At 45.5% G+C, this 13,472-nt stretch carries 11 protein-coding genes; 7 read left to right on the top strand and 4 right to left on the bottom strand.

The window, feature by feature from the left end; translation table 11 throughout:
- Positions 1-38 precede the first annotated feature (38 nt).
- Positions 39-941 (bottom strand): LysR family transcriptional regulator, encoded by a 903-nt coding sequence (locus tag MO387_RS03150; protein ID WP_107948274.1) that lies wholly within the window; start codon positions 939-941, stop codon positions 39-41.
- Positions 942-1,103: 162 nt separating this feature from the next.
- Between MO387_RS03150 and MO387_RS03145 the strand changes: the two genes are divergently transcribed.
- The gene (locus tag MO387_RS03145) at positions 1,104-1,586 is read left to right on the top strand and encodes a DoxX family protein (protein ID WP_234420952.1); all 483 of its coding nucleotides are present in this window, start codon (positions 1,104-1,106) and stop codon (positions 1,584-1,586) included.
- Positions 1,587-1,647: 61 nt separating this feature from the next.
- Positions 1,648-2,463 (top strand): class III extradiol ring-cleavage dioxygenase, encoded by an 816-nt coding sequence (locus MO387_RS03140; RefSeq protein ID WP_107948270.1) that lies wholly within the window; start codon positions 1,648-1,650, stop codon positions 2,461-2,463.
- A 157-nt stretch (positions 2,464-2,620) separates the two neighbouring features.
- On the opposite strand, the gene MO387_RS03135 is transcribed toward MO387_RS03140, so the two are convergent.
- Positions 2,621-3,496: a 1,4-dihydroxy-2-naphthoate polyprenyltransferase gene (locus MO387_RS03135; protein WP_006082311.1), complete on the bottom strand. Its 876-nt coding sequence runs from the start codon at positions 3,494-3,496 to the stop codon at positions 2,621-2,623.
- A 365-nt stretch (positions 3,497-3,861) separates the two neighbouring features.
- Between MO387_RS03135 and MO387_RS03130 the strand changes: the two genes are divergently transcribed.
- The 4 genes from MO387_RS03130 to MO387_RS03115 all read left to right on the top strand — a co-directional run bounded on the left by MO387_RS03130 (position 3,862) and on the right by MO387_RS03115 (position 10,781).
- The gene (locus MO387_RS03130) at positions 3,862-4,800 is read left to right on the top strand and encodes an SDR family NAD(P)-dependent oxidoreductase (protein ID WP_063884917.1); all 939 of its coding nucleotides are present in this window, start codon (positions 3,862-3,864) and stop codon (positions 4,798-4,800) included.
- 91 nt (positions 4,801-4,891) lie between these two features.
- Positions 4,892-5,758: an acyl-CoA thioesterase II gene (gene tesB, locus MO387_RS03125; protein WP_107948268.1), complete on the top strand. Its 867-nt coding sequence runs from the start codon at positions 4,892-4,894 to the stop codon at positions 5,756-5,758.
- Between the two features lies 1 nt (position 5,759).
- Positions 5,760-6,161 (top strand): YbaY family lipoprotein, encoded by a 402-nt coding sequence (locus MO387_RS03120; RefSeq protein ID WP_006082308.1) that lies wholly within the window; start codon positions 5,760-5,762, stop codon positions 6,159-6,161.
- Between the two features lie 723 nt (positions 6,162-6,884).
- Entirely contained in the window at positions 6,885-10,781 is a 3,897-nt protein-coding gene (locus MO387_RS03115; protein ID WP_107948266.1) for a S8 family serine peptidase, read from the top strand.
- 97 nt (positions 10,782-10,878) lie between these two features.
- On the opposite strand, the gene MO387_RS03110 is transcribed toward MO387_RS03115, so the two are convergent.
- Complete coding sequence (locus tag MO387_RS03110; RefSeq protein ID WP_107948264.1) at positions 10,879-11,760, bottom strand: LysR family transcriptional regulator; 882 nt, start codon at positions 11,758-11,760, stop codon at positions 10,879-10,881.
- A 151-nt stretch (positions 11,761-11,911) separates the two neighbouring features.
- Here MO387_RS03110 and MO387_RS03105 point away from each other — a divergent pair, with 151 nt between their 5' ends.
- Positions 11,912-13,159: an MFS transporter gene (locus MO387_RS03105; protein ID WP_107948262.1), complete on the top strand. Its 1,248-nt coding sequence runs from the start codon at positions 11,912-11,914 to the stop codon at positions 13,157-13,159.
- A 104-nt stretch (positions 13,160-13,263) separates the two neighbouring features.
- On the opposite strand, the gene MO387_RS03100 is transcribed toward MO387_RS03105, so the two are convergent.
- A partial coding sequence (locus MO387_RS03100) for an integrase core domain-containing protein (RefSeq protein ID WP_242325993.1) occupies positions 13,264-13,472 on the bottom strand: 209 nt, incomplete at its 5' end.

The raw sequence follows: 13,472 nt of genomic DNA, 5'->3' as shown, positions 1-13,472 counted from the left end.
GATTTAAAAGGGCCTATTGGCCCTTTTTTACTTTGGCGTTATGTTTTAAATTCATCTACAGAAAAAGCGATCAGCTTTTGCCAGAGTGCTTGGGCGACTGGGCCTAAAGGCGAGTGGGGTTTTCGCATCACATAGTAATCGAGTTGAATGTTGTTTTGTCTTTCGCGTAGATCCAGTGCGATTAATGCACCTTGTTTGAGTGAATCTTCAATCATATAGTGCGGCAGCTTGCCCCAGCCCATGCCACTTTGAATAAGCATTTTCTTGGTATAAAAATCATTAACATACCAACGTCGTTGCCCCGCCTGTACCCCAAACTCAATATTCGCAGTACCTGAGCCCGTATCTTGGATCACGATTTGATATTCGTTAACGAGCTCTCGTGCGTAGGTCAGTGTCGGATGGCGCTCAAGCATGCGCGGCGCGGCGACATCGAGCAGGCTACCGGAAAATAAATAGGCTAATTCTAAATGGCTCGAACGTATGGGCTCAATTCCGCCAGCTGAGATGATGATTTCGGCTTTATCTTGATTCAACGCTTCGAGTGCACCGGTTAAAAATTCTTGTTTGAGAATGATTTGAGTATAGGGGAACTCATTTTGAGTCAGTTCTAAAATCGGTAGAATTCGAGCGAGATTGAAAGATGCTTCAAAAGCTAAGGTGATACTCGCTTCGTTGCCTTTGGCTAAATGTTTCGCGACTTGCTTCATTTCCTGTGCTTCATTCAGCACCCGCTGGGTATGTTGCAGCAGTTTTCGGCCTTGCTCTGTGATGGCGAGTCGATAACCTTCACGGTTAAATAAGATGAGATCGAGTTGAGATTCTAACTGTTTGATACTTTGACTAATGGCGGGTTGGGTTTTATGTAGCTTGTCACTGGCGGCTTTGAGTGAGCCCGCCTCAGCCACGGTTTTAAACATCAGCAGTTGGTCTAAGGTCACTGGGATTGCTCGCAAGTCATAAAGTATTAGTTTATGAGATATTAGATTTTATTCCATATTTATTTATCTTTTATCGGCTCATAATCTACTCCATTCTCGCTCGTCGTCTGCGCATTTATGCCCAAGACTGACGACAATATTAAGATCAATGGGGTGTGTGCGATGCGATTTTCAAACTTATGTGGTGCTAAGGGCTCAAGTATCAATGGCTTAGTTGCTGAGGCCGATTCGCAGAAGCTATTCCTTTGTGCCAATACACTCAATCGCGCCGCCGCAACTGTTACACTGGCGATGAGCATAGTGTTTTTTATCTCGGGATTTGCCAAGTTATTTGGCGTGCCTATGTTCCATGTTCCGTTTACTTTGATGAATCTTCCCACAGGGTTTGGCTATTTTATTGGTTTGATGGAAGTGATTGGCGCCCTTGGATTGTGTCTACGTGACTACCGAGTGCTATCGGCGAGCGGTTTGCTGGCGATTATGATGGGGGCGATTTATTTCCACTTTAACTATGAAGCGGCGATTAATGCACTGCTTGCATTGAGTTTATCGGCTGGGCTCTTTCTAGTTATCAAACTGGATGAAATTATTGAGCGTTTAGTGCAATTTCAGCGGCAGTTGGCGCTAAGTCGCTCCGCATTTTAAGTGATGAAAATAGAGTCTGAAGTCAGTCGTACCGATTTAAGTTAATTAACAAGAGAAAGCCATGATGCAAGTTAAAGCGAGTCGTATGCCTGTGCTATTTGTGCCCCACGGTGGTGGCCCAATGCCTTTGCTAAATGATGCCAATCATAAAGAGTTACGTGCTTTTTTAACCTCAGTGACCGCGCCCATTGAAACCCCTAAGGCGATTGTGCTGATCACCGCCCATTGGGAAGAATCTATAGTGACCTTGTCGAGTAGCCCTAAGCCCGGAATTTTATACGATTATTATGGTTTTCCACCCGAAGCGTATCAGCTGACGTATCCTGCACCGGGTGAGCCAGAATTAGCGGCGCAGATTGTGAATATGCTCGCGGATAAAGGTATCGCCGCCCGCTTAGATAGCGAACGCGCATTTGATCACGGCACCTTTGTACCACTTAAGTTGATGTATCCCGAGGCGAATATTCCCGTAGTACAAATGTCGTTAGTCCACAGTCTCGATCCTGAAACCCATATAGCGATTGGCGAAGCTTTAGCGCCGCTACGGGATCAAGGGGTATTGATTGTGGGCTCTGGCATGTCGTTTCACAATATGCGGGCGTTTTTCTCAAGCGATCCCACGGTCCAAAGTCGCAGCGCAGAGTTTGACTATTGGCTGACGCAAATATTAACCGCAAGCGTGAACACTGCCGAGGCCAAAACAGCATTGACTCACTGGCAAGCGGCTCCTGAGGCGCGGTTTAGTCATCCGCGGGAAGAACATTTATTGACACTACATGTGTGTTTCGGCGCTGGTCACAGTGATTCATCCCAAGCGCTACGTAACTTTAACGGCATTTTGCTAAATACTCTGATCTCAGGCTATATCTGGCAATAATCTGATGTTGGATTTGTGTCATCGAACATGGCAGTAAACCTAAGATTAAGCATATTCAGCCAATAAAAAAGGTTCGTATCTGTTGAAGATACGAACCTTTTTTGTATTCAGTATTAAGCTTTTAGCGGCTTATAGCATTAGCCTAGCGGCTTTACTCTTATGCGGTAAACACTAAACCCACGCTAAACAAAGTACTGAAAATCATGGTTAACTTAGCCGTGCGGCCGAGTAACGGATTTAACGCTTCACCAGACACCGCATAGAAATCACTGCTGAGTTTACGGGCGATAAGCAGTGATAAGCCCGCGAGCAATACTGGTAACCCAGGTAAAATACCCAGTAGAAAGCCTGCAATCACTAAGCCGAAGGGCAGGTAAATCAGCGCTTGATATAACACTTTTGATTGTGCTTCGCCGATACGTACTGCCAATGTGTGTTTGCCCGCTTGGGTGTCGGTGCGAATATCGCGGGTGTTATTCACCAGCATGATAGCCGCATTGAACAGCCCAATGGCGCAGCCTAATAACCAAGCATTGATTGTTGTATCGCCCGCCTGCAGATAATAACTCCCCACGACGGCGACTAATCCGAAAAAGATAAAGGCCGCGACTTCGCCCAGCCCATGGGACGCGAGGGGATAGGGGCCACCACTGTAACCGAGTGCACCTAAAATGGCGGCCGCGGCGAGAATCGCGATAGGCCAGCCTCCGTGCCAAATTAAATAGGAACCCACAGCAAGTGCCATTAATAGGCAAAATATCATGGCATTGCGGACGCTCGTTGGTGGAATTAAACCACTTTGTGTCACGCGAACGGGTCCTAAGCGTTCGGCCGTGTCTATGCCGTTTTTAAAGTCAAAATAGTCGTTAGCGAGATTGACGGCAATTTGTAATAGCACAGCACACAGCATAGAAGTGGCAGCGATTAACCAGCTGTAACTCTCAAGATGCAGGGCGAGAATATTGCCTATCAATAGAGGACCTATGGCCGCGGGTAGCGTACGGGGTCTTATAGCTAAAATCCAAGGATTCATGGCGTCCAGTCGTTATTGGTAAATGGGAATGGTATCGAGCAAGGGCTCAATTAGCGCATAGCATAACAAGATTTAACACGAAAGTGAGCACTATCTAATAAACGCATTTAACAGAGTTTGAATTGGCGCACATATGTTCACTGATGTAGGCGGAGATTTGTCGTCAAGCTCAAAGAAAATCAAAAAAGTCTGTGTTTCTATAGCGGATGTTGTTGGAGACGCTGCACCGCCCAAGACATAGGCGTAACGCTAAATCCTATGTTCAACTGGAGATACCACAGGTGCTAGTCGCCTTATGCGAGTTGTTTTTGAGCATTCATTGGCTGCGTTTGCCGCTACTGTTATGCCGATAAGGATATAATTGGATGCGTTTCGATAATAAGGTGGCGTTAGTCACTGGGGCGGGAGCAGGGCTAGGTCGAGCCTATGCCATCATGTTGGCTGAGCGGGGCGCGAAGGTGGTGCTCGTTGATCAGCCGTTATCGTCATCCGAGTCTATTTCTACCTATGGTGCTCAAACAATTCCGGCCAACTTAGCATTGATGCAAACCTACTGCAGCATTATTAAACTCGGCGGTGACTGTCTCTACTTTGTGCTTGATGTTAGCCAGCGGGGTGAAGTAAACCGCATGGTCGAAGAAGTGATCTTACGTTGGCATCGCATTGATATCTTGATTAATAACGCGGGGGTCTACGGTGCTTGTCCGTTCGAGCATATTAAGCTTGAGCAGTGGCAACGGCAATTGGATGTCGATCTCAATGGCAGTTTTTATCTGACGCAAGCCGTTTGGCCCTATATGCAACAACAGAATTATGGTCGGATTATCATGACGACTGGGGTTTCGGCCTTGTTTGGTGATGTGCATCAAGTCGGTTTCAGTGCGAGTAAGATGGCGCTGGTGGGCATGGTGAATTGCTTATCGATAGAAGGAGAAATTCATAATATTTGTGTCAATAGTTTATGCCCACATGCCGTCACCGCGATGACAGCCAAACATTTAGCAAGTGCGATTCAGCCGTTATTTTCCTTTGAGTCATTAACCGCCACAACGGCTTTTTTGGTGAGTGAACAGGCGCCCAATGGTCAACACTTACTCGCAGGTGCGGGCAGCGTCAGCCATGGCATGTTTGTCGAGTTTCAGCCTATGTATTTTAATGAGGGGCTTTTTACGCCTGATAATCTCGCGCAGCAGTGGCCCCAGCTATACCAATCCTTTCCAGTTACTTTGCACTCCAGTGGTGAGGATAAAGTCTTGTCTTGGTCTCAGTTAAGCGCGCTAGAACACCATATTAAAATTGATTGATTTGATTGTGAATAATCGATAGAAGACTGGTCAGCTTAAGGCGAACTGAGTTACCCTTTAGCATTAATGGCTAATTATGCAGTAGGATCCCATGAGTCAGGTATTAGACGATCTTTTATCATTACTTTCCCTTGAGCAAATTGAAATCGGCCTCTTTCGTGGTCAGAGCCAAGATCTGGGATTTGGGCATGTGTTTGGTGGTCAAGTGATGGGGCAAGCGCTGAGCGCCGCTAAACAAACCGTCCCCGTTGAGCGTAAGGTCCACTCATTACACTCCTACTTTTTACGTGCCGGTGACGAGAAGTTACCGATTGTGTATGAAGTTGAAAATATGCGGGATGGCGGCAGTTTTAGTGCCCGCCGCGTCAGTGCAATTCAAAAAGGTCGACCGATTTTCCACATGACCTGTTCCTTCCAAGAACCTGAAGAAGGATTTAGTCATCAAGCGATGATGCCGCAAGTACCAGGACCTGAAGGTTTATTGAATCAGCAGGAATTAGCGCTGACTATGCGGGATAAAGTGCCGCCGAGCATACTGGAAAAGTTTATGGCCGATGCGCCCATTGAGATGCGACTGGTTAATCCATTACATCCCTTTGCGCCCAAAGAAACCGAGCCGTACCGTTACGTGTGGATGAGGGCCAATGGTCCCATGCCAAATGACGCCCATATTCATGAATATTTACTCGCCTATGCCTCGGACTTTAACTTTCTCGTGACAGCGGCTCAGCCCCACGGCGTGTCGTTTTTAAGTCCTGGAGTTCGCATGGCGACGATAGATCATGCGATGTGGTTCCATCGCCCGATTAATATGGGAGAGTGGTTGCTTTACAGTATTGATAGCCCCAATGCCAGCGGTGGCAGAGGTTACGTCAGAGGGCAGTTTTTCAATCAACAAGGTGAATTAGTGGCTTCTTCTACCCAAGAAGGCCTGATCCGCATGGTAAAAGGACGTTAATATGTATCTGAAAATAAAGTCGTTTGTATTGTTCTCGCTCATGGCTATTCTACTTAATGGCTGCGTGACGGTGAAACCTGAACCCCCGATTATTATCAATGGCGCAGCGGGTTATTTAGAGAAAATTCCCTTGCCTCAAGGTTGCCAAATCACTATTGCAATTATTGATTTGAATACCCCGGGTATTATCGTCGCACAGAAAACCTTTAACATCGCCAGAGCGCCAGTGCCGTTTAAATTTACGCTGCCTGCAAAATCGATCGATAAGAGTATCCAATATGGCGTAGTGGCGATGATCAAGTTCCAAGACCAAGTGATCTTCCAAACCTATGACAGGTTCCCTGTCGTCAATAATGATAAGTTCACGACAGAAGTGTTAATGAAGGCGGTTATGGCGAATTAATCACTCCTAATTATTGCCTACGCATTATTTTTGTATTGCTGAAGATGTAGCCCTTTCAATTTATATTGCAAGGGCTTTTTTTTGGTTAATATTCGGGTATCCATGTTGTAAATGTAAAATCAAATATGATTTTGCTTTACACAGAGCTAAGAATATTAATGCATAAGTTAGTATTTTTTATAAGGAGTGGCATTTTGTAAAAATGGCATTCACACTAAATTGTTTAAAAAAAGTTAAAGTCATGTTTAATTTGTGTTTAATTTTATTTTCGTAAATGTTTATTTTGTAACAGATATTTTTTACGAATAATAATACTTTTACGGTCACTCGTTCTGTTTTTTGGTGCACTATCTTGGTGCTCAAACATTTAAGTTTTTAATTAATGTACTGATTTTAAATAACTATTTGTATTTCACATTTTTGTTTATGAGCTTTAATTTACCGGCTATTCAACCTGCGAAACAATCTATTTCTCTTTTTTAAGATAAATAGAAGCTGATATACGATTTACTGAATAACGTTCCGTTAACTTAATGTTTTAATTTGTATCTTCGCGTGTTACAAATTGTCGCGATAAAACTCAGTGATCATCATTACAGTAAATTGAATAGTTATTCATAAAAAATGTCAGTTACAGGTGACGTTCTTGGTTGTTGCAGTATGTTCATGCCACCAACCTGAGTTTTATAAATCATACAACTTATAAGAATTAGGGAAGTCACAATGAAAACTAAAATAGCACTAGCAGTGTCTATGGCGCTGTTATCGTCGGCGGCAAATGCGCAAACCGTTTTATCACCTACGGGTGAAACCTTGCAGTTAGATATTCCAAGTGAACTACAAGCCACGTCATTACGCGGTAATGCCGCCGGAGCTGAAGTTAAGTTTGTACCAGAAGCGGATTTAGGCGAGGGTGAATTTACTTATATCGTTCGTTTACGTGACAGTTCAGTCGCCAATTATCAAGGAACGACTCCTGGCTTTAAAGCGACGAGCTCACAGAGAGTGCAGACAAGTGGCACTTCAAAAGTCGCTGTGAATGGTAAACTCGATGCTTCAAGACCTGAAGTCAAAAGTTATGTAAGCTATTTGAAAGTCAAACAAAACCGATTTTTAGCTAACGCGAGTGCGGCAATTGGCACCAATCTGCAGCCATTAACGACCTATCAGTATGCGTTAAACGGTATGGCAGTTCGCATGACTCAAGCTCAAGCGAAGAAAATGGCTGAGTTACCTGAGGTTGCGTTTGTTGAGCGCGAACGCATGGAACAAATGGAAACCGACGTCAGCCAAGCGCTTATCGGTTCTCCAAATGTATGGGATGGCAGCGCAACGGGCACGAAAGCCATGGGCGAAGGCGTGATCGTCGGTATTATCGACTCAGGCATTAACTCTGACCATGCTTCATTTGCGGATGTTGGCCAAGATGGTTATGACCACACTAACCCATTAGGTCAAGGCATCTATATTGGTGACTGTAAAACTGACTTCGCCAGCATGTGTAACGACAAACTGATCGGTGTCCGTAGCTATCCAGAAATCACCAATAACTTTGATGACGTAAAAGTGTATGGTGACACCCCCCCGGCAAAAAATGGTGAGGATTACGGCGGACACGGTTCGCACGTTGCTAGTACAGCAGCGGGTAACATTTTAGTTAATGTCCCTTACGTGCAAGGTGAAACCAGTAAGTTAGAAGGTGATGGTATTGCGACGGGTCTTGAATTTACGCAAATCTCAGGTGTTGCACCACATGCAAACATCATAGCTTATCAAATCTGTAATCCGGGTAATGCGGGCGACACTTATTCTGGCTGCCCGACCGCACCTATTTTGAAAGCGTTAGACGATGCAATCAAAGATGGCGTCGATGTGATTAACTTTTCAATCAGCGGTGGTGGAAATCCGTGGAATAGTGCAACAGAACAAGGTTTCTTAGCTGCGCGTAATGCGGGTATTTTTGCTGCCGTTGCTGCGGGTAACACACGTGCCGCGACAAACACTAGCCCTGCTATTAATCAAACACCTTACTCTACGCCTAAAAATGCGCCTTGGTATACGTCGGTTGCTAACTCGACCCACAATCGCGACATAGTTCGCGCGGTTGAATTTAATGGTAAAAACTACCACTACACTGCTGGCTCTGGCCCGGTTCAAACTGAAGTGCTCAAAGGTGTGCCTGTTTATGCTGGCACAATCGATGCGACCAATTTTGAAGCCTGTAAACCATTTGCTGCGGATGCTTTTAAAGACAAGATCGCCATTTTAAGACGCGGTGGTTGTTCATTCGATATTAAAGTCGCTGCGGCGATGAAAGCTGGCGCTAAGGGTGTGATTGTTTTCAATAGAGATGGTGAAAATAATGCGCGTCTGACCATGTCTGGGCTAGATAAATTGGATATTCCAGCGGTATTTATTGGCGATATCGATGGCTTAGAACTGATTGCTGCTATGGCGGCAAATCCAGCGCTTGAAATCACGCTGTCTCCAACCCCTAAAGTCATCAGTAAAGAAGCGGATGTTTTATCTGCCAGCTCATTGATTGGACCTAACCTGACTAACGATGTACTGGTGCCTTATGTTGCTGCACCGGGTAGTGATATCTATGCTGCTTATTCAGATCAACAATTCGGCCATGATAAGGCGGGAACTGATCCTGCTGATTTCACGTTGATGTCAGGTACTTCGATGGCGAGTCCTCACGTTGCCGGTGCTGGCGCGTTACTTAAATCACTGCATAAAGATTGGACCCCAGATAACATTCGTTCTGCGCTAATGATGACAGCAACGACAGCCCAAGCGATGAAAAAGGCTGATGGCAAAACTGTTGCAGATCCGTTTGACGTAGGCGCAGGCCGTATTCGTGTGGATTTAGCGGCTAAATCTGGCTTAGTGATGGATGAAAGTGCCTTAAACTACGAGATTGCTAACCCTACAACAGGTGGCGATCCACGTAAGTTAAACATTCCAAGCATGGCTGATTCACGTTGTATCGATACTTGTACTTGGACACGTACTGTCACTGCAACGGCTGACGGTAGCTGGACAGCAAAAGGTGTTTCCGCAACCGATAAGTTCGCGTTAACTGTGACGCCAGAAAGCTTCAACCTGAAAAAAGGTGAGAGTCAAACTATCACTGTGACTGCGGATGTGACTAACGTCGGTGCAAGTTGGGGCTTTGGTAACTTAGTATTAGCTTCGGAAGCCTTCCCAACGGCTAACATGCCGATCGTGGCTAAGATTGCTAAACGCGACTTACCTGCGGTTGTTAATGTTTCAGCCTCACGTGATGCCGATGAGCGCAATTTGGCTCACTTGAAAGCGATTGATCTACCGGGTGTTGCGGCGACAGTGACTGAACTTAAGTTAAGCGCTACTTATGAATCAAGTGTGAAACAGGATTCAAATACCGATAGTGCATTTGATGATTTGGCCGATGGCGTAAAAGTATTTCGCTTTAACGTTGAAGACAAAGCGTTATTTTTCAATGCATCAATCGGTAATACCACCTCTCCTGACTTAGACATGTTTGTGATACTCGATAAGAAAGATGGTAGTCCACTTTCTATCGCGGCATCTTCAGCGTTTGGTGGTTCAAAGGAAAGTGTATCTATTAAGAACCCAGTGAAAGGTGAGTATATTGTCGTGATACAAAACTATCAGGCATCTGCAGCCAATGCGGATGATGCTTTTAGTTTGAAACAAGTGACTTTATACGATGAAGCGGGTGATAACTTAACGGCAAATCTTACGGGTGACCATAAAGATTTCAACGTCAACTTAGCATGGAAACAAGCGATGTTAGTGGGCGATACAGGCTTGGCAATGCTGACGCTGACCACTACTGATGACAAAGTCGCTCCAGTTAAAGTTCCGGTATTATTTGAGCGCGTCAGTGATGATGTGTTACCGCCTCTAGGTAGCACTGTTTCAGGTGAGTTAATGCCAGGCGCCGCTAAGGTAATGAAGACCCGTATCGAAGCGAACAAAACGCAAGAAACCCGCGTTTACACCTTAGAAGCGTTATTACCAGAAGGTCATGAAGTGGCTAATATCAGCCATCAAGGTACACAAGTGGGCAATAAGATCACTTGGACTATCGAGATGGCCTCTGGTGCCGCGGCGCAAGATGTGACGTTTGACTTAGTGCCACGTAAGGCAAGCCAAGACAACCTTGTGACTTTGACCAACAAAGTGAACAACGAGTCGGCTGAAGTCTTGAAGCAAGAATATCAATTTGATGTGCCAGAAGTTGCGCCAGTGGCAGTGATTGAAGCACCGGTATCTGTTCAAGAAGGTAAACCACTGTTTATCGATGCGAGCAAGTCATCCGATGCCAATAATGATCCATTAACCTACAAATGGACTCAGTTAGGCGGCGCGAGCTTTAACTTTGACGCTAATGCAGCCAAGCTTAATCTAGTGGCGCCAGAAGTGAGTGGTACAGCTCAAACCGTGTCATTCCAACTGACTGTAGCGGACAACCATGGCAACAAGGATTCAAGTGTCGTGTCTGTGTCTGTGACTGAAACACCAGCTAAGAAAGATGATGGTGGTTCATTAGGTTGGTTAAGCTTGTTATTGCTACCGTTTGCCTTTGGTCGTCGTAAACAAGGCTAATCGCTCAGGGTTAAATCGAAAGGTTTAACAGTAAGTTAATAGTAAAAAGAGAAGGGCTGATATTGATATCAGCCCTTTTTGTTTTAATCGATTTAGGTCAGCGATTTGACATTAAAAAATCGACAAAGGCGCGGTCTGCTTGACTGACGGGGCGTTGTTTTTTCCATGCGATATGCAGGTTTAAAAATACCGGTGGATCGAAGGGTTTAGCTAAAATGTCATCTTTTGAACTTATTGCCATTTCGAGCACGCTGGTGATCCCAAATCCTTGGGAAACAATCTGTTTGATAAGGTTGATCAGATTAGTCTCGAAGGCGACATTGGGCTTTTTCCCCAGATCCTTGGCTTGCGATAAGATCCACTCGCGGTGGAAATAACCTGTCTTGAACATTACTAACTCATGGTCGAAAAAATCATTGAGACTGACGGCGCTATGTTCCGCTAAAGGATGTTCGGCTCCCATAGCGATCACCATTTGCTCACGGATCAATAGCTGACTATCAAATTCAGGTTGTAGGTCTTGGGCGGTAATGATCGCAATATCCACTTCTTCGTGTTGCAACATACGCAACGCGTCGCGCGTCCCGCCTTCAAACAGTGACAGTTTCAACTCGGGGTATTTATGCCGAAAAGCCATTAAGCGCGAGGGCAGGTAGAAAGACCCCAGCATGCCCGGTACGGCAATGCGGACTTCCCCCGAGGTGAGATTGGCCATGGCGCGAATTTGCGCTTCGGCCTGCTTAATCTGTTTCAGGATCAAAGTGGCATGTTGATGTAGGACTAAACCTTCGGCCGTGAGTGCGAGCAGCTTGTCATTCTTGTTGCTCGTACGATTGACCAAAGTCACGCCGAGTGCGACTTCTAAGCGCTTGATACTTTGGCTTAAGGCAGGTTGGGCCATATTGAGCTTTTTGGCTGCGGCGGTAAAGCTGCCAGTACTGGCAAGGGCATCTAAATGCTTGAGTTGGCGGATATCCATCAATCGGGCCCATACTGTTGAATAGTGGTAAGGTAGGTACTTTGTGGCTATAACAAAAATCAATGATAGCGATAGATATTATCTATTATTGTTATGTTATGCCCGGTGATAACCTTTGTCTATCCTATGAGTGTGCTTTGTCGAGGCTCCTGTGCAAGCCGAGTTAGATACTATGATTGATCATAAACAGCGTGACACCCGATTGATGTGGGCGCTATGTGTCGCCTCTGTGGTGGTGTATATCAACTTGTATCTGATGCAAGGCATGTTGCCGCTGATTGCGGAGCATTTTGCGGTATCGGGGTCTAAAGCGACGTTAATCCTGTCGGTAACCAGTTTTTCCTTGGCCTTTTCATTGCTCTTGTATGCGGTACTGTCAGACCGTATCGGTCGACACACACCGATTATTGTCAGCCTGTGGTTGTTGGCGCTATCTAACTTACTGTTAATTTGGGCACCGGACTTTAACGGGCTAGTGCTAGTGCGATTGCTGCAAGGTGCGTTACTCGCTGCCGTGCCAGCAATTGCTATGGCGTACTTTAAAGAGCAGTTGTCACCGAGCACTATGCTCAAAGCCGCGGGCATTTACATTATGGCGAATAGCATTGGTGGCATTGTTGGTCGTTTACTCGGCGGCGTTATGTCGCAGTTTTTATCTTGGCAAGAATCCATGTGGCTGTTGTTTTTAGTCACCTTAGCGGGCGTGGCTTTAGTGAACTATTTGCTGCCTTCACTTGCCGATGCGCAGGCCATGTCAAAGAGTAAAACTGAGCCCTCTTTATCAAAACGCGCCCGTTTAGCCCAAGATCTTCATGGCTTTAGCCATCATCTCACCGATGCACAAATGCGCTTGGTCTACGCGATTGGCGGCTTAACCTTTATGATGATGGTGAATCAATTTAGTTTTATTCAGCTGCATTTGATGGCGGCGCCCTATGAATGGAGTCGCTTTCAAGCAACCTTGATTTTCCTGTGTTATTCCAGTGGGACTATAGCTTCGTATTTCACTGCGAAATGGCTCGCCAAATTTGGCCAACATAAGTTGTATCAGTGGTCTTGGTGCGTGATGTTGCTCGGAAGCTTACTGACCCTGTTTGAGACCACTTTAACCATTAGCTTAGGTTTTTTGATGACGGCCTGTGGTTTCTTCCTCACCCACAGTTGCTGTAATTCCTTTGTCGCGATGCGCGCCAGTCGCGATCGGGCTAAAGCGACATCGCTGTATTTATGTTGTTACTACTTAGGCGCTGCGATTGGTGGGCCTTATTTGATGATGTTTTGGCATGAGGCGCAGTGGCGCGGCGTGGTGATGGGCTCGTTAACCTTACTGGCCTTGATTGCCTTGGCCATCACTCGTTTGCACTACCATCAAACCAATGATGTTCGTGCGCTTGCATAGGCTTTGACAGGGCTATTGTTGTTAAAGCAATAAAAGTAAAAAAATCGCTCAGCTATTATATCAAGTGATTAAATCTGTCCCGTCCTAAGATAGGTTGACAGTTTTTAGGCCAGCTCCTGTAGCTGGCCTTTTCTATTGTGCACCTGATTAGGGGTTGCCATATTCAAACTCAGATGCGGTCTCATTTCGTTGTATATTGCTATCGATTCTCTAACAAGTATCTTCAGCTCCGCAAATGTCCTACATCGGTGCAGTAAAAACTCCTGCTTCAGTATGCCATTCACTCTTTCTGCTAATGCATTTTGGTAGCAAT

The organism is Shewanella sp. N2AIL (assembly GCF_022690845.1).
Classification (GTDB): Bacteria; Pseudomonadota; Gammaproteobacteria; order Enterobacterales; family Shewanellaceae; genus Shewanella; species Shewanella baltica.
The sequence above is the reverse complement of the archived record's forward strand: the minus strand, read 5'-3'. Positions and strand labels throughout refer to the sequence as shown.